Here is a 20857-nt window from a genome sequence, read left to right as displayed (position 1 = left end):
AGGATCAATGGTGGTGCAGGTTGGCGGGAGTGTCCACCAGGAAGGCATCGACGCCGTACAGCGCGGCCAGGCTTTTCAGGCTGACCGGAAGATTGACATAGGACAGCACCACGCCGGCGGTGCGCGCGGCGCGCTGCCATGCGAGCAGGACCGCGACCGCGGACGAATCGGCAACCTTGACGGAGCCGAAATCGAACACGGTCTGGCCCGCATTGATCGCATCGAAACCCTGCACCAGTGCCGCCTTGGCGTTGTGCACGGTCAGGGTATCGATGTTCTCGAGCTTGTTGGTTTGAACCATCTTATTTGATAGGCTTGGCCAGCGGCTTGGCAGCCAGCTTCTTGTTGCGCTCGGCCAGGGTCTTGATCAGGCCATCGATGCCGGACTTGTTGATTTCCGATGCGAAGGTGCCCTTGTAAGTTTCCACCAGCCACGCACCCAGCACGTTGATGTCGAAAATCTTCCAGCCGGTCGGGGACTGGGCCAGGCGATAGTTCAGGGTGACCGGCTCGCCGCGCGCGACGTTCACTTGCGAACGCACTTCGACTTCCTTGTCTTCCGGCGCGGCGCGCAGCGGCTTGAACTCGACGGTTTCATTCTTGATCTGCGACAGCGCGCCCGAGTACGTGAAGATCAGCAGGGTGCGGAACTCGTTCGAGAGCTGCTTTTGCTGTTCCGGGGTGGCATCGCGCCAGGCACGGCCGGCGGCCAGCTGGGTCATGCGCTGGAAGTCGACGTGCGGCAAGATCTTGCTTTCGACCAAGTCCATGACCTTTTTCTGGTTGCCGGCCTGGATATCCTTGTCGGCTTTGGCGGTGTCGATCACGTCGGCGCTGATGCGTTTGACGAGCGCGTCCGGCGCTTCGGCAGGAGCGGCAGCGGTGGCGCTGGTGGCAATGGCCACGGTCGCGAGGGCGATAAGTTGTTTAATCAGTTTCATAAGCTCTTTTCGATAAGGTTGTGTTCAGACCGGCTGAACCGTCCGATGACGGTCCAGTTTAGCGGTTAACTACTTCGAGGGCGTTTCGGATGACACAGCCGGTGCGACAGCTGGGGTCGGCGCTGGCGCGGTCGCCGTGGCGGCCGGCGCAGCAGGCGCAGCAGGCGCAGCAGGCGCAGCAGGCGCAGCGTCATCATCGGCATAGGCGGCGCGGATGCTTTTCGCGTCGGCCGGCTCGTCCCTGGACGCTTTCAGGGCCTTGCGCGAGGATTCGCCATCGAACACCTGTCCCTGGCGGCGCTGCAGGAAGCCGTCGCGGATGAATTCGTAACGGTCGAGTGCGGCTTCTTCCATCAGGTTCGAGGCGTCCAGGATGTTGGCGCGCCCATCGATCACGCGTAGCGCGGTGCCGATGTTACGGGTGGAGGATGGATCGACGTAGGACCAGCCGTTGGCGGCCATGTCGACCGGCAAGCCGCTGGTGTCGCGCACGGTCGATGGGCCCAGCAGCGGCAGCATCAGGTACGGGCCGCTTGGCACGCCCCAGTAGCCGAGGGTCTGGCCGAAATCTTCATTGTGCTTTTTCAAACCGGCTTCGGAAGCGATGTCGAACAGGCCGCCGATGCCGAAGGTCGAGTTGAGGGCAACGCGGGTCCAGTCGGACATGCCTTGTTCGCCCTTGCCTTGCATCAAGTTATTCGCGCCGGTCCAGACGTCGGACAGGTTGCCGAAGAAATTGTTCACGCCGGTCTGCATGAAGCTCGGCACGACTTTCTTGTAGGCGGTCGCGACCGGTTTCAGCGCAGCCTGGTCGATCGCGTCGTTGAACTTGAACACCGTGCGATTGAACGGCTCGAGCGGGTCGCGCGGGTTGTTGGTGGCGCAACCGCTGAGGGTGGCAATGGCCACCAGAGCGGCAGCGCTGACGCGCCAGTTCAGGGCGCGGTTCGGCTTCGGTAATGTCATTGCTCTTATTCCTTTCCGTCAGCCGCCTTGCTGTAGATGAACTGATTGATCAGGTCTTCCAGCACGGTGGCAGATTGGGTACTGTTAATCCGGTCACCATTGACCAGCTTGTTGGCATCGTCGCTACCTGCTTGAATACCGATGTACTGTTCACCGAGCAGGCCGGCCGTCAGGATTTTCAAAGAGCTATCTTTAGGAAAGTTATAGCCCGTCTCAAGTTCCAAGGTTACCAGCGCCTGATACGTTTTGTCATCAAACTTGATATCGCCCACGCGCCCCACCACGACACCGGCGCTTTTCACCGGCGCCTGCGGCTTGAGACCGCCGATATTGTCGAACTTGCCCGTGACCAGGTAGGTCTTGCCGAAGGACAATGTGCTCATATTGCCGGCCTTGAGGGCCAGAAACAGCAGCGCTGCCAGACCCAGCAGAACAAACAGGCCGACCCAGACGTCGATGGATTTACGTTGCATGTGATTTCCTAGCTCTTGTTATGCGGCGCTACGTGCCGCCAGATTCATCTATTTAGTTAAACATCATCGCGGTCATCACGAAGTCCAGACCCCAGACGGTCAGCGACGCGATCACGACGGTACGGGTGGTGGCGCGCGACACGTCTTCCGGCGTCGGCTGGGCATGGTAGCCCTGGAACAGCGCGGTAAAGGTGACGGCGATGCCGAACACGAAGCTCTTGATGATGCCGTTGACGACGTCGTGCTGCACATCCACGTTCGCTTGCATCTGCGACCAGAAGGCGCCTTCATCGACGCCGATCAGCTGCACGCCGACCAGATAGCCGCCCACCACGCCGACGGCGCTGAAGATGGTGCCGAGGATCGGCATCGCAATGACGCCGGCCCAGAAACGGGGTGCGAGCACGCGCTGAATCGGGTTAATCGCCATCATTTCCATGGCCGAGAGCTGCTCGCCGGCTTTCATCAGGCCGATCTGGGCGGTCAGCGAGGTGCCGGCGCGGCCGGCGAACAGCAGGGCGGTGACGACCGGCCCCAGTTCGCGCACCAGCGCCAGCGCGACCACCTGGCCGAGCTTCTGCTCGGCGCCGTAAGGCGTGAGGGTGATGTAACCCTGCAAGCCGAGCACCATGCCGACGAACAAGCCGGAGACGATGATGATCACCAGCGAATAGTTGCCGATGAAATGGATCTGTTCGGAAATCAGGCCGGGACGGCGCAGTGCGCCTGGAGTCACGCCGAGCAGGGTGAAAAACGAGCGCGTCGCAAAACCGACGCTGGCGATATTTTCGCGCACGGCACGGCCGATGGAAGCGAGCATGTTAGCAATCACTTGCGTTCCCCCAGGCCGAGGTCCTCGGCCAGCGACTTGCCCGGGTAATGGAAGGGTACCGGGCCATCGGGCGCGGCGTTGACGAATTGCTTGACGTAAGGGTCTTCCGAGACGCGCATGTCGGCCGGCGTCCCCTGGGCAACAATTTTACCGGCGGACATGAAGTACACATAATCGGCGATCGCAAAGCATTCGTGCACATCGTGCGACACCAGGATCGAGGTGGAGCCGAGCGCATCGTTGAGCCTGCGGATCAGGTTGGCGGTAACGCCCATCGAGATCGGGTCGAGGCCGGCGAAAGGTTCGTCGTACATGATCAGTTCCGGGTCGAGCGCGACCGCGCGGGCGACCGCCACGCGGCGCGCCATGCCGCCGGAAATCTCGGCAGGCTTGAGCTTGGCGGCATTGCGCAGGCCGACCGCGTTGAGCTTCATGAGCACCAGGTCGCGGATCAGTTCCTCGGGCAAGTCGGTGTGTTCGCGCAGCGGAAAGGCGACGTTCTCGAACACGCTCAGGTCGGTGAACAGCGCGCCGAACTGGAACAGCATGCCCATCTTGCGGCGCAGGCGGTACAAGCCATCGGTATCGAGCTGGTGGACGGTTTCGCCGGCGACAGTGACCGTGCCCTTTTGCGGGCGGATCTGGCCGCCGATCAGGCGCAGCACCGTGGTCTTGCCGCAGCCGGAGCCGCCCATGACGGCCACGACCTTTCCGCGTGGGAAGTCCATCCGGAGGTTCGACAAGATCGAACGGTCACCGTAAGAAAAATGTAGATCGCGGATTTCGACAAGATTAGGCACGGCGCTGTTCATATTTGGGAATGCCGTATTGTAGTGCAGAAAGGGCAATCTCTGCTGACGGCCCCCCGATCGATCATGGGGGCGCGAGGTGAGAATACAACACTACTGAACGGCGGGTCAGATATTTCCGTGCGTAAGTGCTTGTTTTTGTTGGGATAGCAGGGATGAGGGGATTGGTACGAAGGCGAACTTCTTTCCATCATTCAACAATGCGTTTATGTAACTTTACATTACTTCATGCATATAAGGGCGGCAAAACAGGCGCAAAAAGAGACACTTTTGCACGTCGTTCCCGCGCCAGGACGCGGGAACGACGGCCTTGCGTGCCGTGACCGGGTTCTAGCGCGGCAGGACCGATTCGCCCATCAGGAATTCATCGACGGCGCGCGCGCACTGGCGGCCTTCGCGGATCGCCCACACCACCAGGGACTGGCCGCGCCGCATGTCGCCGGCCACGAACACCTTCGGCACCGACGTGGCATAGCAGCCGTCGCCATCGGTGGTGGCCTTGGCGTTGCCGCGCGCATCCTTTTCCACACCGAAGGCATCGAGCACCTGTTGCACCGGCGAGACAAAGCCCATGGCCAGCAGCACCAGGTCGGCCTTCATCTCGAATTCGGAATTCGGCACTTCGATCATCTTGCCGTCTTTCCACTCCACGCGGCAGGCGATCAGCTTGTCGACCTTGCCGCCCTTGCCTTCGAAGCGCTTGGTGGCCACCGCCCAGTCGCGCTCGCACCCTTCTTCGTGCGAGGACGAGGTGCGCAGCTTGGTCGGCCAGTACGGCCAGACCAGCGGCTTGTTTTCCTGCTCGGGCGGCTGGGGCATCAATTCGAACTGGGCCACCGACAGCGCACCGTGACGGTTCGAAGTGCCGACACAGTCGGAACCCGTATCGCCGCCACCGATCACGACCACGTTCTTGCCGGTCGCCTTGATCTGGTCCTTGAGCTTGTCGCCGGCGTTGACCTTGTTTTGCAGCGGCAGGAAGTCCATCGCGAAGTGCACGCCCTTGAGCTCGCGCCCCGGTACCGGCAAGTCGCGCGGCTGCTCGGCGCCGCCGGCCATGATGATGGCGTCGAAATCTTTTTCCAGGTCTTCCGGGAAAATCGTTTCCTTGGCCCAGTTGTTAACCGTGGCCGGGAAATCCTTGCCCACCAACACGCTGGTGCGGAAGGTCACGCCTTCGGCTTCCATCTGCTTCACGCGCAGGTCGATGTGGGTCTTTTCCATCTTGAAGTCGGGAATGCCGTAGCGCAGCAGGCCGCCGATGCGGTCGCTCTTCTCGAACACAGTGACCGCGTGGCCGACACGCGCCAGCTGCTGGGCCGCCGCCAGGCCGGCCGGACCGGAACCGATGATGGCCACTTTCTTTCCGGTCAACTTTTCCGGCGGCTGCGGCACGACCCAGCCGTGCTCCCAGCCGGTATCGATGATCTTGTGTTCGATCGACTTGATGCCGACCGGATCGCTGATGATGCCCAGGGTACAGGCCGACTCGCACGGCGCAGGACAGACGCGGCCGGTGAACTCGGGGAAGTTATTGGTCGAATGCAGGTTTTCCAGCGCGGCGCGGTAGTTGCCGTGAAAAACCAGATCGTTCCAGTCCGGGATGATGTTATTCACGGGACAGCCGCTGTTGCAGAAGGGGATACCGCAATCCATGCAGCGCGCCGCCTGCACCTTCGCTTGCGGATCGCTCAGGTGCAGCACGAATTCCTTGTAGTTCTTGACGCGCGCGCCCGGCTCGAGATACCCCTCGTCCTGACGCTTGAATTCCATGAAGCCGGTAATTTTACCCACGATGTTTTTCCTTGTATTCAGTAGGGGCGCGGGCAGCGGGTGCCCGCGCGGGCCGTCGTCTTCAGCGACGCTCTTATGCCGCAATCTTGGCGACCGCATCGATCTTGTCGTTCGCTTCTTCCATGCTGCTGTTGTGCAGTTCTTCCAGCGCCCGTTTGTATTCGGTCGGGAACACTTTGACGAACTTGGCGCGTCCTGTCGCCCAGTCGTCCAGCAGGTTGCGCGCGCGGGTCGAGCCCGTGTGCTTGAAATGGCGTTCGATCAGGCGCTTGAGAATCGCTTCGTCCGACTCGCGGTCGCTGCCGCGGCTCTGGCTGTGCCAGCCGGCGCGGTCGGTCTGTTCCTTGGTGCTGAGCACGCGTTCCAGGTTGACCATGGCGGTGTTGCATTTCTTCTCGAAGTCGCCCAGCGGATCGTAGACATAGGCCACGCCGCCCGACATGCCCGCCGCAAAATTGCGGCCCGTCGCGCCCAGTACCACGACCGTGCCGCCGGTCATGTATTCGCAGCCGTGGTCGCCGCAGCCTTCGACAATCGCGGTGGCGCCGGAGTTGCGTACGGCGAAGCGTTCGCCCGCCACGCCATTAAAGAAGGCTTCGCCGGCAATCGCGCCGTACAGCACGGTGTTGCCGACGATGATGTTGTCGACCGCCCAGCCGCGGAACTCGGTGTTGGGACGCACGATGATGCGTCCGCCCGACAAGCCCTTGCCCACGTAATCGTTGCCTTCGCCCACCAGATCGAGGGTGATGCCGGCGGCCAGGAAGGCGGCGGCGGACTGGCCGGCCGTGCCTTGCAGCTGGATGTGGATGGTGTCGTCCGGCAAACCGGCGTGGCCGTAGCGCTTGGCCACTTCGCCCGACAGCATGGTGCCGACGGTGCGGTTGACGTTGCGCACCGGCGAGATAAAGGAGACGCGCTCGCCTTTTTCCAGCGCCGCCTTGGCCTGGGCGATGAGCTTGTGATCGAGCGCTTTTTCCAGGCCATGGTCCTGCTCTTCGACCTGGCGCACGGCGCCGCCCACCGGCACTTCCGGCTGATAGAAAATGTTGGAGAAATCCAGGCCACGCGCTTTCCAGTGGCTGATGGCTTTCGATTTGTCGAGCAGGTCGACGCGGCCGATCAGTTCATCGTAGCTGCGGATGCCGAGCTGGGCCATCAGCTGGCGCGCTTCTTCGGCGACGAAGAAGAAATAGTTGACCACGTACTCAGGTTTGCCCGAGAACTTGGCGCGCAGCACAGGGTCCTGCGTCGCCACGCCGACCGGGCAGGTGTTCAGGTGGCATTTGCGCATCATGATGCAACCTTCGACCACCAGCGGCGCCGTGGCGAAACCGATCTCGTCGGCGCCGAGCATGGCGGCGATGACGACATCGCGGCCGGTTTTCATCTGGCCGTCGGCCTGCACGCGGATACGGCTGCGCAAGCCATTGAGCACCAGCGTCTGCTGGGTTTCGGCCAGGCCCAGCTCCCACGGCGTGCCGGCGTGCTTAACCGACGACAATGGCGATGCGCCCGTGCCGCCGTCATGGCCAGCCACCACCACGTGGTCGGCCTTGGCCTTGGTCACGCCCGCGGCAACCGTGCCGATGCCCACTTCCGAGACCAGCTTGACCGAAATCGAGGCGCGCGGGTTGGCGTTCTTAAGGTCGTGAATCAGTTGCGCCAGATCTTCGATCGAGTAAATATCGTGGTGCGGCGGTGGCGAAATGAGGCCCACGCCCGGCACCGAAAAGCGCAGGCTGGCGATGTATTCGGTCACCTTGTGGCCCGGCAGCTGGCCGCCTTCGCCAGGTTTTGCGCCCTGCGCCATCTTGATCTGGATCTGGTCGGCCGAGTTCAGGTACTCGGCGGTGACGCCAAAGCGGCCCGAAGCGACCTGCTTGATGCGCGACCGCAGGGAATCGCCTTCTTGCAAAGGAATATCGACCACCACGTTCTGTTCGCCGATGACGGACGCCATCGTTTCGCCCTGCTTGATCTTGATGCCTTTCAATTCCTTGGTGTAGCGGAACGGATCTTCACCGCCTTCGCCCGTGTTCGACTTGCCGCCGATGCGGTTCAGGGCGATGGCCAGGGTGGCGTGGGCTTCGGTGCTGATCGAACCCATCGACATGGCGCCGGTGGCGAAGCGCTTGACGATTTCCTTGGCCGGTTCGACTTCATCGAGCGGAATGGCCTTGGTCGGATCGAGTTTGAACTCGAACAGGCCGCGCAGTGTCAAATGACGACGGCTCTGGTCATTGATGATTTGCGCGTATTCCTTGTAGCTCGAGAAATTGTTGCTACGGGTGGAGTGCTGCAGCTTGGCGATCGCATCCGGCGTCCACATGTGTTCTTCGCCGCGCACGCGGAAGGCGTATTCGCCGCCGGCGTCGAGCGCATCGGCCAGCAGCGGGTCGTTGCCGAAGGCCAGGGTGTGCAGGCGCAGCGCTTCCTCGGCCACCTCGAACACGCCGATGCCTTCGACGTTGGACGACGTGCCCTTGAAGTATTTGTCGACCAGCGACTTGTTCAGGCCGATGACTTCGAAGATTTGCGCGCCGCAGTAAGACATGTAGGTCGAGATGCCCATCTTGGACATCACCTTCATCAAGCCCTTGCCGACGGCCTTGGTGTAGTTATAGATGGCGGTGTCGCCCGACATGTCGCCGGTCATGCCCTGGGCCAGTTCGACCAGGGTTTCCATGGCCAGGTACGGGTGCACGGCTTCGGCGCCGTAGCCGGCCAGCAGGGCGAAGTGGTGGGTTTCGCGGGCCGAGCCGGTTTCCACGACCAGGCCGGTGGAGGCGCGCAGGCCGCGTCCGACCAGGTGCTGGTGCACGGTGGAGGTAGCCAGCAGGGCCGGAATGGCGACCTGTTCGGCCGAGACGGCGCGGTCGGACACGATCAGGATGTTGTGGCCGGACTTGACCGCATCCACCGCTTCCGCGCACAGCGAGGCGAGCGAGGCTTCGATGCCTTCCTTGCCCCAGGCGACCGGGTAGCAAATGTTCAGCTCATACGACTTGAACTTGCCGCCGGTGTGGGCGCTGATGTTGCGCAGGCGCGCCATGTCGTCGAAACCGAGCACCGGCTGCGACACTTCGAGGCGCATCGGCGGATTGACGTTGTTGGTATCGAGCAAGTTCGGCTTGGGTCCGATAAACGACACCAGCGACATGACCATGGCTTCGCGGATCGGGTCGATCGGCGGGTTGGTCACTTGCGCGAACAGTTGCTTGAAATAGTTGTACAGGGGCTTGAGCTTGTTGGACATGACCGCCAGCGGCGAATCGTTGCCCATCGAACCAGTGGCTTCTTCGCCGAGCACGGCCATCGGCGCCATCAGGAATTTCAGGTCTTCCTGGGTGTAGCCGAACGCTTGCTGGCGGTCGAGCACGCAGGCCGGGGCTTTTTCGCCCTGGGCCGTTGCGCCAGGGTGGGCGCCATCCTTGGCGCGGTTGTGGCCGAGCTGGCTTTCCTTGAGCTTGATCTCGTTGAGCTTGATGCGCACCGAGTTGATCCATGCCTTGTAGGGCTTGGCGTTGGCGTAGGTGTCTTTGAGTTCCTTGTCGTCGATGATGCGGCCCGCTTCCAGGTCGATCAGGAACATCTTGCCCGGCTGCAGGCGCCATTTCTGGATGATTTTCGATTCCGGAATCGGCAGCACGCCCGATTCGGACGCCATCACGACCAGGTCGTCGTCGGTGACGATGTAGCGCGCCGGACGCAAGCCATTGCGGTCCAGGGTGCCGCCGATGTGGCGCCCGTCGGTAAAGGCCATGGCGGCCGGGCCATCCCACGGTTCCATCATCGCGGCATGGTATTCGTAGAAGGCGCGGCGGTTGTCGTCCATCATCGTGTGATTTTCCCAGGCTTCCGGGATCATCATCATCATGGCCTGGGCAATCGGGTAGCCGGCCATGATCAGCAGTTCGAGGGCGTTATCGAAGCAGGCGGTGTCGGACTGGCCTTCATAGATCAGCGGGAACAGCTTTTGCAGGTCTTCGCCCAGCACGGCGGACTTCATCACGCCTTCGCGCGCGCGCATCCAGTTGAAGTTGCCTTTGACGGTGTTGATCTCGCCATTGTGGGCGATCAGGCGGTACGGGTGGGCCAGCGGCCATTCCGGGAACGTGTTGGTCGAGAAACGCTGGTGCACCAGCGCCAGTGCCGAGATGCAGCGCGGGTCTTGCAAGTCCTTGTAATAGACACCGACCTGGTCGGCCAGCAGCAAGCCTTTATAGACAATGGTGCGCGCCGACATCGACGGGACAAAGAATTCTTTGCCGTGGAGCAATTTAAGCGCCTGGATCGCGTGGCCGGACGACTTGCGGATCACGTACAGCTTCCGTTCGAGCGCGTCGGTGACCATGATGTCCGGGCCGCGGCCGATGAAGATCTGGCGGATCACGGGTTCCTTGCCGCGCACGGTAGGCGACATGGGCATGGTGTCGTCGAGCGGCACATTGCGCCAGCCGAGCACGACCTGGCCTTCGATGCGCACGGCGCGTTCAATTTCTTGCTCGCAAGCGATGCGCGATGCATTTTCTTTTGGAAGGAACACCATGCCGACGCCGTATTCGCCCGGCGGAGGCAGTTCCACGCCCTGTTTCGCCATCTCGTCGCGGAAATACTGGTCCGGAATCTGGATCAGGATGCCGGCGCCGTCGCCCATCAGCTTGTCGGCGCCGACGGCGCCCCGGTGATCGAGGTTCTTCAGGATCAACAGGCCCTGCTCGATGATGGAGTGGCTCTTGTTGCCCTTGATGTGGGCGATGAAACCGACGCCACAGGCATCGTGTTCATTGGACGGATCGTACAAACCTTGGGCAATCATGCGCATTCTCCACAGCTTTTGAAAGTCGAAGACCAAGATTAGTGCAATGCAGCAGAATCGGCAATAGAATTAATTAGGGTCAGAGTCGAATTAATTGCGCCAGCGTCGCTCCATAAATTAAATAGGGACATAGTCAAGCGTTTTTCTGGTTTATGCGTTACGCTTAGCTGGAACAAGGGTTTTTGGGGTTTCTGGGAGGCGAAAAAAAACGCCCATCGGGCGTTTTCAGGAGGCGGGAGCCTTGATCTTGAACGGTCTTCCCCGCTTGGCAGGCAGTACCTGCCGTTTTGCGCGGTGTTGCAATTCTATCTTAAAGGCATCGGAACCGAGCGGCCAGCCCTTGAGCACGGCGGCGTTGATCTGGTCCAGCTGCTCGCGCGTCAGGGCCGGGCGGCTCAGTTCGATGTAAGCCGCTTCGCGCTGGAAGGGGGTGTTACCCAGTGCCCAGTAGAGTGCATGGTCGGTAATGACGCTGTCGGGCTGGGCGCCGGCGTGGTGGGCGTAGCTCGACCAGGGGTAATTCACGGGATCGGACACCAGCTCGCTGCGCACCGGGTTGTGTTCTATATAGCGGCTGCAGAGCAGGAAATAGGCGGCGGCATCGATCAGCGAGGTCTTGAAGCGTCCCTGGAACAGGCTGCCGCTGCGGCCGTACTTGGCATTGAACCAGGGAACGTAATAGCGGCCGACCCGCTGCATGGTTTGCGCCAGGCCTTCCACTGTTGATGGCGAAGCGAGCAGGTGCAGGTGGTTGGGCATCAGCACGTAGGCGTGGATGGCCACCTTGAATTCCCGGGCGCTTTCCTTCAGCCATCCCAGGAAGCGCTGGTAATCCTCGCTGTCGCGGAAGATCAGCTGGCGGTCGTTGCCGTGCTGGATGATGTGGTGCGGCTGGTTGGGGAGAACGAGACGGGGAAGGCGGGCCATGGCGGTATGATAAAGGGACGGACCGCGGCATTTTACTGAATTATCATGACTCTGTCCCTGATTAAAAACAGGCTCATGATTATCAGGGCTGGCTATGTCCCCTTTTTATGAGGAGACATGCTGAGCTCCAGAGTTCCCGCTCATCTCAAACAGCGTTTCGGTAGGAATCTTCATATACGCTTTTTTCCAGCAAGAATACGGGAAGCCTGTTTTTGCCCGTTCCGTGAGCGATGTAACCGGTTACGCGAGCGTGAAACCGGCGGACAGGCTGTAGCCTTCGCCGTAGGCGCTGCGCAGAGGCAAATCCTGCCCGAGGCCTGACCGGGCTTTCTTGCGCAGGCGATAAACCAGCATGTCGACCCGGCGGCTGGCGTCGGGATCGTCGCCGCCCATGCCGGCCACGATCACCTGGCGTGGCACGGGACGCGTGTTGAGCGTGAGCAGGTGCAGGAAATTGCACTCTTTTTCGGTCAGGTCGATCACCGCCCCCATCAGTTCGAGCTGGCGCGCACTGACGCGCAAGGTCCACTTGCTCGGCAGCTGAGCCGCCGGCTCGGGCGGACGCACGCGCCGGTCCAGCGCCTCGATATGGGCGGCCAGTTCCGGAAACTTGATCGGCTTGGTCAGGTAATGGTCCGCGCCCAGGCGCAGGCCGAGAATGCGGTTGTCGAAGGCGACGCGGCCGGTCAGCACCAGCAAGCCGATTTCCGGATACAGCTGGCGCATGCGTGGAATGACATTGAAACCATCTTCATCGGGCAGGCCGAGATCGAGCACGACCACGGCGGTCGGAACCTTGGTCAGGGCGGCCCACATCTCGGCGGCGGTGGTCGCGACCATCACTTCATGGTTGAGCTCCGTCAGGAACTCCGCCATATCGCCGGCATAGTCGCCGTTGTCCTCAACAATCAATATCTGCGTCATGGGTTGGCCATTTTATTCATTTCATTACCCCGTGCATCGTTTCCTTACTTGCGCGCGGCGCCTTCCCTTGTCTATTGATTAGCGGAATTATCACTGCTGCACCCTTCTGGCGCAACTCTTTTCCCCGCGGCGCGTTGTACGGGCAGCCAGATTTTGAACAAGGCGCCTGCTGGTGCCACATTTTGAACACCGATGGTTCCCCCATGTACCTCGATCACGGACCGCGCCATATACAGCCCCAAACCGGACCCTTGGCCCACGGCGTTACTTCCACGAAATGCTTTGCCGAAAATCGCGCCGGTCTCCGCGTCAGGCACGCCCTCGCCGTGATCGCGCACCGACAGTTCGATGCCGTCCGCCGTACCGTGACCGGCCAGGATGACCGGCTGCCCGGGCGGCGAATATTGCAACGCGTTATCCACCAGCACTTTCAACGCCAGGCGCAAGCCGTTAGGCTGAGCCCGGATCGAGGGCGGCAAGCCGCTGCACTCGACCTGCGCACTGCCGCCCGCCGCGATGATCCGGGCCGCCGCTTCGCGCAGCAGCAACTCCGGCACAACCGTGTCGGGCGGGCGCGTACCGCCGATCTCGTCCATGCGGTCGGGCGACAGGTACTCGTCGAGCAGGCCAATCAGGCGATCCACGGCCCCCTGGATCTTGCGGTAGCGCAGGCGGGTCGGCTCATCAGCCTGGGTTCCGGTCGCTTCGAGGCGCTGGATGGCACCGTCGATGGTCGACAAGGGCGTACGGAATTCATGGTTCAGCATGCTGGCGAAACGGCGCTGCTGTTCTGCACGTTCCCGCTCGGCACTGGTATCGATCAGCACGCCGACCAGGGCGCTCGGCTTTCCATTGGCATCCGTCAATAAAGTCGAGCGCACGTCGAGCGGGACCGTGCTGCCATCCGGACGCACCTGCTCAAAGTGGCGCAACAGCGCGCGCCGGCTTTGATCGCCTGCCGCAAAACGGGCCAGGCGCTCGGGCAAGCCCGTGCACAAGGCGGCCAGCGGCGACGCCGCATCGTGGCTGGACAGTTGCCTGATGAAATCCCGGGGCGCATATCCCAGCATGTCGCGCACGGACGGGCTGATGTACGACAGCGTGCCCGTTGCACAGTCCACGATCCAGGCGACGTCGCCCCGCAACTCGGCGATGGCACGAAACTGTTCCATAAGCACAATGTCGCCGGACGTCACGATTCCCTTGCTTCCCTCGCCGGCACCGATATTCATGGAACGCTTTCTTTACCTGTTCAAAACCAATACTCCGCTAGTATATCGCCAACGTTGCAGGAAAGTATATGAACCAAAATCCGAGGACCTTACTCCTCCAGCGGCGCGAAAATGGCTTGCAGGTCTTCCTGCGTCAGACTCATTTTTTGCGACTCGCCTTCTGCCAGGATCGACTGGGCCAGATCGGATTTTTTTTGCTGCAGTAACTGGATCTTTTCTTCCAACGTCCCCTTGGCGATCAGCTTGTACACGAACACCGGCTTGTCCTGTCCGATGCGCCAGGCACGGTCGGTAGCCTGGTTTTCGGCGGCCGGGTTCCACCACGGATCGTAATGGATCACGGTATCGGCGGCGGTCAGGTTGAGGCCGACACCGCCCGCTTTCAGGCTGATCAGGAAAATCGGCACCGCGCCCTGCTGGAAGGCGGCGACCTGGGCCGCGCGGTCCTTGGTGTCGCCGGTGAGCAAGGCGTACGGAATGCGGCGCGCGTTGAGCTCTTCCTCGATCAAGGCCAGCATGCTGGTAAATTGCGAGAACACCAGGATCTTGCGGCCTTCTTCCAGCAGATCGTCGACCATCTGCATCAGATCGATCAGTTTGGCGGAGCCGCTGTCTTTCTTCTTGGCAGGCAAGGCTTTCACCAGGCGCGGGTCGCAGCACACCTGGCGCAGCTTGAGCAAGGCTTCGAGAATGACGATCTGGCTGCGTGCCACGCCTTTCTTGTCGATCTCGTCGCGCACTTTCTTGTCCATCGCCAGGCGCACGGTTTCGTACAGGTCGCGCTGGGCGCCCGACAATTCGACCTTGCGCACCATTTCCGTTTTCGGCGGCAATTCCTTGGCCACATTGTCCTTGGTCCGGCGCAGCAGGAAGGGACGGATGCGGCGGTTCAGCAGCGAGCGCCGCAGCGGGTCGTCCTGGCGCTCGATCGGGTGGCGGAACTGGCTGTTGAAGGTTTTTTCATCGCCCAGTAAGCCCGGCAGCAGGAAATGGAATTGCGACCACAGCTCGCCGAGGTGATTTTCCAGCGGGGTGCCGGTCAGGCACAGGCGGTGGCGCGACTTGAGCAGGCCGGCGCTCTGGGCCGCCTTGGAGCGCGTGTTCTTGATGTAATGCGATTCGTCGAGGATGACGAGGTGAAACTCGTGCTCGCGCAGTTTTTCTTCATCGCGCGGCAACAGGGCGTAGGTGGTCAGGACCAGATCGACTTCCTCGATCTTGTCGAACTGCTCCAGGCGCTCCTTGCCTTGCAGCAGCAGCACGCGCAGGTCGGGGGCGAAGCGGGCCGCTTCATCCTGCCAGTTGGTCATCAGGCTGGTGGGCGCGATGACCAGGGCCGGATGGGTCAGGCGGCCGGCTTCCTTCTCGATCAGGATGTGGGCCAGGGTTTGCACCGTCTTGCCCAAACCCATGTCATCGGCCAGGATGCCGGCGAGGTCGTACTCGCGCAGGAACTGCATCCAGGCCAGGCCATCTGCCTGGTAGTCGCGCAAGGTCGCCTGGAGCCCCACCGGGGGCGCCACTTTTTGCACGGAACCGAACAAGCTCAGCTTTCGGCCGGTTTCGCGCAACTGCTCGCCGCCGAACCAGCGCAAAGCGGTTCCGCGTGCCAGTTCTTCGAGCCGGCCCGCATCCAGGGTCGAGAGCCTGACCTTGTTTTTGATCTTGTCGCTGAAATAAAGTTCACCCAGCGTGTTGAGAATCGGCTTCAAGCGGCCCCAGGGCAGCGCCACGCGCAGACCATCGGGCAGGGTGGCCAGCATCTGGTCGACGTCGGCGTGGGCGGCCAGGACCTCGGGATCGAAGTCGCTTGGAGCACTGCGGATCAGTTGCACCAGCACCGGCAGCAGCGGCACGCGTTTCTGGTTGACCACGATGCCCAGCTCCAGCTCGAACCAGGCGTTGCCCGCTTCGGCCGGCTCGTCGATCTCGGCGTACCAGTCTTCGACCGCGACAACGTCATAGCGGTATTTGTTGGATTTCTGCACATGCCAGCCGGCGTCGATCAGGCCGGCGAGGTCGCCTTCGGCAAAGCGCAGCCAGTGCGCCTGGCTTTCCAGCTGCTGGGCGCCGGCCAGGGCGTTGAGCGGCGGCGTGCCGGGTTTGCGGAAACCGAGGGCGGTGAGTTCTTCAAGCGAGGCGGCCTCGGCCGGGATATCGCGGGCGATGACTTCGGTCACGTCGCCCACCTGGCGCACCACGCGCTGGGCCGGATCGAACGCGACCCGCTCGCCGTCGTAATCGAAGGAGAGCACCGCGTAATCGTGCCAGCGCTGGTGCGAGCCGTCGGCCAGCGGCACGCTGTCGAGCAGCAGGTGCGGACGCGGCTTGACGTCGTCGCGCAGGCGCTGGATCAGCGGCTGCGGCAGGGGCATCAGTTGCTGCAGGCCATGGGCCAGCAACAGTTGCGAGACGCGTTTTTTATCGTTGCCGCTCAGCGCCGGGGCTTGCGCCACCAGCGCCTGCAAGTCGGCCAGGGAAATATCGACGCCGCCGCGGTTGAGCGCGAGCGCGCCGCAGGAAAGGTTGTCGATGTACCACGGCGGATCGGTCGGCAGCATGTAATCGATCTGGTCGGCGGCAGTGTGGGTTGCGCCGCTGGCGGGCTGGACCTGCCAGCCGAGGCGCGCGGTGCGGCCTTCCTCACGCCAGACCAGGTTGGCTTCACGCACGGGGCCGGCCTGGAGTGGGTAGATCAGGCCATTGGCCATGTCGGCCCAGGAATTCGCCCACAACAGCTTGTCTTGTTCCAGCAACATTTGCAGGAGGATGGCGCCGACCTTGCCTTTCGGTTCGGTCGCGCTGCCGCCCTGGGACGCGGCGCCGCTACGCATGGCGATGAAAAAGCGCACCAGGTCTTCATCGTCGCCTTCGAGGTAGGCGGGCGGGGCCGAGAGGAGGGAAAACACTTCGCTGACCGGGCTGGCGGCAGCGACTTCGCCGTTCGGGCGCAGGCGTGCCTTGCACAGGCACAGGGCCACGTGGCGGCCGCCGCTGGTCGGAGCCAGGACATAGACGAACTTGTATTGGGCGACTTTGGGATCCTTGACCTCCAGGTCGAGCTTGGGCTGCGGGTGGGCGGCAGCCTCGACCCGTTGCAGCCAGCTGGCGATCGGTGCCGGCAAGGCCGACGCCGTGGCGTGCGGCGCAGCGGTGGCAGGGCGTCCTTCGCGGGGTTCGTCGCGCGTTAAATCCATCGTGTGCATGTGTTCTTAAGGGCAATATCGAAGACGATAACACCCGATATTATCCGACATAAAGACGCTTGTGTTCTGTTCTCTTTCGCACGCAGGGGAGCTTGTTTGTGCGGGCAGTGGGGCGGCGTATGACGTTCATGCTCAAAGGGTAAGCGGCGATTGCAAAGGGGAAGCTGTCGCCACGCTGTCCAAATATGGCGATTTCTAATGCCTTATGAATTCAAAACCGGGGAGTATCTCAAAAAGGCAGTGCAGTCGGCGAATTCGACGCCAAGAATGGGAGACCTTATCATACGAAGTGAAAGAGTTTTTTTAGGCAACATTATTGCTAATAATTCACTATCTACATAGAATAGCTGCCTTGGGCAACGGTCAATTATCCCGTTGCGATATCTCTTCCCCTACCTCTGGAAAATCATGAAACTGACCGCCGCTCTTGCCCTGCTGCTGCTTACCGCCACCGCCAATGCCCAGGTCGGCGACGGTATGGTCATGGTCCGGGATGAAAATCCGGCAATGGCTGCTGCGATCACCAAGGCACAAGCGTCGCTCGACACCTTTCTCGCCACGGCTGCCAAGCCGCCCGCAGGTGCGGGCAAGTTCCGCCTGAAGGTAAAAATCACCGACGAAAATGGCAGCGAGCATATGTGGGTCATGCCCTTCGAGCAGACCAAGACCGGCTTCACCGGCACGATTGCCAATGATCCCCAAATCGTCGAAAGCGTCGAAAACGGCGAAGAAATCACCTTCAAGCGCGCCGACATTTCGGATTGGGGATACGTTCAAAACGGCAAGCAAAAAGGTAGCTTTACCGTCTGCGCCCTGTTCAACACGATGCCTGCGAATGTGGTCAAGCAGTACCGTGAGCAGCATGGTTTCGAGTGCTGATCGGAACTCTTGCTGCTCAGTGGAATCGGACAGGCCTCCTGCTCCAGCCGGCAAGTTTGGCCGATGCGCATAGTTGAGCTATTCAAACGCCAAATGAAACAGCCGGGGGCGATGAGCCCGGCTGTCTTTATTGCCGGCTTCGTCATCCTCGACATGAATGTCGCGTGGTCTGGTGGCTATTCCATCCTGTTAGGAATTATTCCGGTGCCCCAAGTCGGGGTGATGCTGGCCGCGGGAAGCATGCTCACCCTTGTCATTCGGGCGATCGCGCTTTGCTATCAGCGCAAGTTCGGCTCCCTTTGCCTGTTCATCGTGTGCACGACGGCGCTCTTGGTTTATTGTGCGCAGGACGGACGACAACGAGTGTCCAAGGGAAAACGTGACGCGCTTAACGCGGTCAATGCCATGTTAAAAAATCCTGATAAACACAATATCTGGTATTTGAAACCGGAGTTGAAGCAAGTGCTTCACGCCATCGTCGACGAATCCGCACCCACGGCGCATTACGAGGGCAGCCTTCGCCAATATTTCACTTACGTGTATAGCGTAAAAGACCGCAACGGCAATGCTCTGAAAATCACGGTTTTCATGTTGAAGGATGAGACGCAATTCAGAGTCGATCGCCCGAACACGGCGACGGCTCGTCAGGCAGTGCCAAATGGCGTCGGTGCCGAGCCCTAGAGGCGAGCGCTTCAACAGCATTTGGCCTTGAGCCCCATCCCGATTTTTGCAAAACGTGGCACCTATGAACCAGTTCAAATATATTTATCAACGCCCCGACGGCGCGACATGCTTCGATAGATATTTCGCCTATCTCGGCACCATCCGGCAGGACATGCCGCCCGCGCTTGCCTCGTTTTCCATGGAGCCGGACCGCTATGCGCTCGACTCTGATGGCACCCTGCACGATGCGTGGCTGGAATCGCTGAACGTGGAAAAAGAGTATGCGGGCACTGCGCAAGGATCATCGACAGTCAAGCTCAGGCTGCTGCACTCATCCCATGAATCAATCATCAATCTGGTGTACACCGATGTACTGGGCATGAAGTCCTCTTTACAGCCCAGCCAATGGCCCCTTCAGCCGGCGGACCTGCTGGTTCATGAATTCTGCATGCTCGAAGCCGGAATTTTCCGCCACTTCATCGAATTTGACAGGGAAATGTGGGTGGAAATTATATTCCGAGGCTTCGATTTCTCGGTACTTGCTCGTCATTGATTTGCCATGCATTGGTGCCGATACGTTGACAGCGGGTGGACAGAAATTCCGCGATTGGGCTGCGCTGGCGTTTGCGGTCGGAGACTCGCTTCATCTGCTAAAAAATGAAAAATCATCTATTTAAGCCGGGTTTCCGAATGTCGTTTACCGATGTGATTGTCATTATCCTCGGCATCTGCGGTTCGGTCGTGGGCATGCGAATGGACGCTGGATCAGGTTTGCCGGTCGCACTGGTCGTCGGACACTTTTTCGCTTTTTGCAACGTGTTCCGTCTTCCTCGCAAGCTTGAGCTGATCTGGGCCACATTTTTCCTGATTGCGGCAGGTACGACCATTGTCTGGCAGTGGCCAGGTTGGTATCCTGCATCGGCGCTATCGATAATTTGCGCAGTCGTACTTGTTGGTATTCATATGAGGCAGCCTTCCTACCACGGAGTAGGCTGGAAATATCTGAATCCACATCTGCCTGCATGGTGGGAGGCCAGGCGCCGCGATACCAGCGAGCCTGGCGAGGCAGCTAATAGCATATAGGCCCTGCCGGAATAGCGCAGACGACGCCGACGTTTGACATCGTTCGCTTGCATTCCATCCCGGACTGGCTGATCCGCGGTTTACCCGTTTCCGGACAGCCCGGCATCATCTCCGTCACCGGTCGCCCCTCGCGCGTCGAAAAAATCGATCCGTCGGCAAGTTCGGAACCTCACGCCACCGCCGCCAGCATGCGCTCCATGTCCGGTTCGGCGCTGCCGCAGTTGGCCAGACAGATCACCGACAGCCGCCGCGCCGGCACCCGCAGCAGCAGCGTATCAAAGCCCCACAGACCGCCGCTATGAAAAACAAAATCGGTGCTGTTGCGCTCGATGAGCTCCAGCCCGAAACGATACGGCAGCACCGTTCCATCCGCCATCGGTGATGGCTGCAGCATCGCATGCAACATACTCCCGCTATCAGCCCACTGGCGATGCCATTCGCGCTCCCATAGCACCAGTTCATCGGTGCTGGCATACATGCCGCCATCGCCCACCGTATTGGCATTGCCGAGATGCTGTTTGTATCCGCGCGGCCGCGCCGCATCCGCCTCGTAACTGAACACGCGATGCGCAAGCACGTTGCCGCGGTCATCGTCAAAACCCATGCGCTTAATACCCAGTGGCGCGAACAGGGTCTCCCGCGCAAAACGTGCCGTGGACAAGCCGCTCAAGCGCTCAATCAAGGCCGCCAGCAGGATGTAATTGCTGTTGCTGTAACCGTACGCCGTCCCGGTGGGAAAAGCGACCGTATCGAAACAGGCAATCATCTTCAAAATCAGCGCATTGTTAAAATAATCGGCCTCGTGCCGGCCCAGCTGGCATGCCAAAAACTGAAAATAATCGGGTATGCCGCTGGTGTGATTGAGGAGCGACCGTAACGGAAACGCCTGTTCCATCCGCGCCAGTTCCGGCAGATGAAGGCACACATCGTCATCGAGCCCAATCCGCCCGGCGCGCACCAGCGCCAGCACGCAGGCCGCCGTGAACTGCTTCGATTCCGACGCCAGATAATAGGCCGACTTTCCCGACAGCGGCACCTCCAGTTCCAGCGAGGCCAAGCCGTGATGCAGCTCGCATACCACCGCATTTTCCTGCAGCACGACCGCACTGAAACCCGGTCCATCGGCAGGTAATGTCGATTCAAGTTCGAGAAAATACTGACGCAATTTTTCCATCGTTATTTACGCTATTAAACGGAGCAAGAAAGGCACTGTACACTGCGCACTATCAATCAGCTAAACCAGCGGCCACACCAGCGGCCGCCCTGCACACCGTTCGAGCACTGTCAAGACTGGCGCATTCGCCGC

Annotated in this window: 17 protein-coding genes; 4 read left to right on the top strand and 13 right to left on the bottom strand. The window is 60.8% G+C overall.

Going from position 1 to position 20857, the window contains the following annotated elements; translation table 11 throughout:
- Window positions 1-4: 4 nt before the first annotated feature.
- The 12 genes from RBA40_RS09285 to RBA40_RS09230 form a co-directional block, all read right to left on the bottom strand.
- Window positions 5-301 (bottom strand): STAS domain-containing protein, encoded by a 297-nt coding sequence (locus RBA40_RS09285; protein ID WP_099872983.1) that lies wholly within the window; start codon window positions 299-301, stop codon window positions 5-7.
- Between the two features lies 1 nt (window position 302).
- Entirely contained in the window at window positions 303-941 is a 639-nt protein-coding gene (locus RBA40_RS09280; protein ID WP_099872984.1) for an MlaC/ttg2D family ABC transporter substrate-binding protein, read from the bottom strand.
- Window positions 942-1010: 69 nt separating this feature from the next.
- Window positions 1011-1907: an MlaA family lipoprotein gene (locus RBA40_RS09275; RefSeq protein WP_306647643.1), complete on the bottom strand. Its 897-nt coding sequence runs from the start codon at window positions 1905-1907 to the stop codon at window positions 1011-1013.
- A 5-nt stretch (window positions 1908-1912) separates the two neighbouring features.
- Window positions 1913-2380 carry an outer membrane lipid asymmetry maintenance protein MlaD gene (gene mlaD / locus RBA40_RS09270; RefSeq protein WP_099872988.1) on the bottom strand — a complete coding sequence of 156 codons (468 nt, stop codon included), beginning with the start codon at window positions 2378-2380 and terminating at the stop codon, window positions 1913-1915.
- 52 nt (window positions 2381-2432) lie between these two features.
- A complete protein-coding gene (mlaE, locus tag RBA40_RS09265; RefSeq protein WP_306647642.1) occupies window positions 2433-3212 on the bottom strand; it encodes a lipid asymmetry maintenance ABC transporter permease subunit MlaE in 780 nt (259 codons plus the stop codon).
- A complete protein-coding gene (locus RBA40_RS09260; protein WP_306647641.1) occupies window positions 3209-4012 on the bottom strand; it encodes an ABC transporter ATP-binding protein in 804 nt (267 codons plus the stop codon). Before RBA40_RS09260 ends, mlaE begins: the two co-directional genes overlap by 4 nt.
- 339 nt (window positions 4013-4351) lie before the next feature.
- Complete coding sequence (locus RBA40_RS09255) at window positions 4352-5815, bottom strand: glutamate synthase subunit beta (protein WP_306647640.1); 1464 nt, start codon at window positions 5813-5815, stop codon at window positions 4352-4354.
- A 73-nt stretch (window positions 5816-5888) separates the two neighbouring features.
- A complete protein-coding gene (locus RBA40_RS09250; protein WP_306647639.1) occupies window positions 5889-10637 on the bottom strand; it encodes a glutamate synthase-related protein in 4749 nt (1582 codons plus the stop codon).
- Between the two features lie 225 nt (window positions 10638-10862).
- Window positions 10863-11564, bottom strand: coding sequence for a transposase (locus tag RBA40_RS09245; protein WP_306647638.1), 702 nt, complete (start codon window positions 11562-11564; stop codon window positions 10863-10865).
- Between the two features lie 240 nt (window positions 11565-11804).
- Window positions 11805-12488 (bottom strand): response regulator transcription factor, encoded by a 684-nt coding sequence (locus RBA40_RS09240; protein WP_099872997.1) that lies wholly within the window; start codon window positions 12486-12488, stop codon window positions 11805-11807.
- 71 nt (window positions 12489-12559) lie between these two features.
- A complete protein-coding gene (locus tag RBA40_RS09235; protein WP_306647637.1) occupies window positions 12560-13720 on the bottom strand; it encodes a PAS domain-containing sensor histidine kinase in 1161 nt (386 codons plus the stop codon).
- A gap of 89 nt (window positions 13721-13809) precedes the next feature.
- Window positions 13810-16917 carry a DEAD/DEAH box helicase gene (locus RBA40_RS09230; RefSeq protein WP_306647636.1) on the bottom strand — a complete coding sequence of 1036 codons (3108 nt, stop codon included), beginning with the start codon at window positions 16915-16917 and terminating at the stop codon, window positions 13810-13812.
- A 417-nt stretch (window positions 16918-17334) separates the two neighbouring features.
- Here RBA40_RS09230 and RBA40_RS09225 point away from each other — a divergent pair, with 417 nt between their 5' ends.
- The 4 genes from RBA40_RS09225 (at window position 17335) to RBA40_RS09210 (ending at window position 19551) form a co-directional block, all read left to right on the top strand.
- Window positions 17335-17805 carry a YegJ family protein gene (locus RBA40_RS09225; RefSeq protein WP_306647635.1) on the top strand — a complete coding sequence of 157 codons (471 nt, stop codon included), beginning with the start codon at window positions 17335-17337 and terminating at the stop codon, window positions 17803-17805.
- 93 nt (window positions 17806-17898) lie between these two features.
- Complete coding sequence (locus tag RBA40_RS09220) at window positions 17899-18486, top strand: hypothetical protein (RefSeq protein ID WP_306647634.1); 588 nt, start codon at window positions 17899-17901, stop codon at window positions 18484-18486.
- A 64-nt stretch (window positions 18487-18550) separates the two neighbouring features.
- Entirely contained in the window at window positions 18551-19021 is a 471-nt protein-coding gene (locus RBA40_RS09215) for a hypothetical protein (RefSeq protein ID WP_306647633.1), read from the top strand.
- Window positions 19022-19125: 104 nt separating this feature from the next.
- Window positions 19126-19551, top strand: a complete 426-nt coding sequence (locus RBA40_RS09210; protein ID WP_306647632.1) for a hypothetical protein — start codon at window positions 19126-19128, stop codon at window positions 19549-19551.
- Between the two features lie 169 nt (window positions 19552-19720).
- Here RBA40_RS09210 and RBA40_RS09205 read toward each other — a convergent pair whose 3' ends face one another.
- Window positions 19721-20725, bottom strand: coding sequence for a serine hydrolase domain-containing protein (locus tag RBA40_RS09205; protein ID WP_306647631.1), 1005 nt, complete (start codon window positions 20723-20725; stop codon window positions 19721-19723).
- Between the last annotated feature and the right edge of the window lie 132 nt (window positions 20726-20857).

Source organism: Massilia pseudoviolaceinigra (genome assembly GCF_030846505.1).
Lineage (GTDB): Bacteria > Pseudomonadota > Gammaproteobacteria > Burkholderiales > Burkholderiaceae_D > Telluria_A > Telluria_A violaceinigra.
This window is presented reverse-complemented; position numbering and strand designations above follow the sequence as displayed.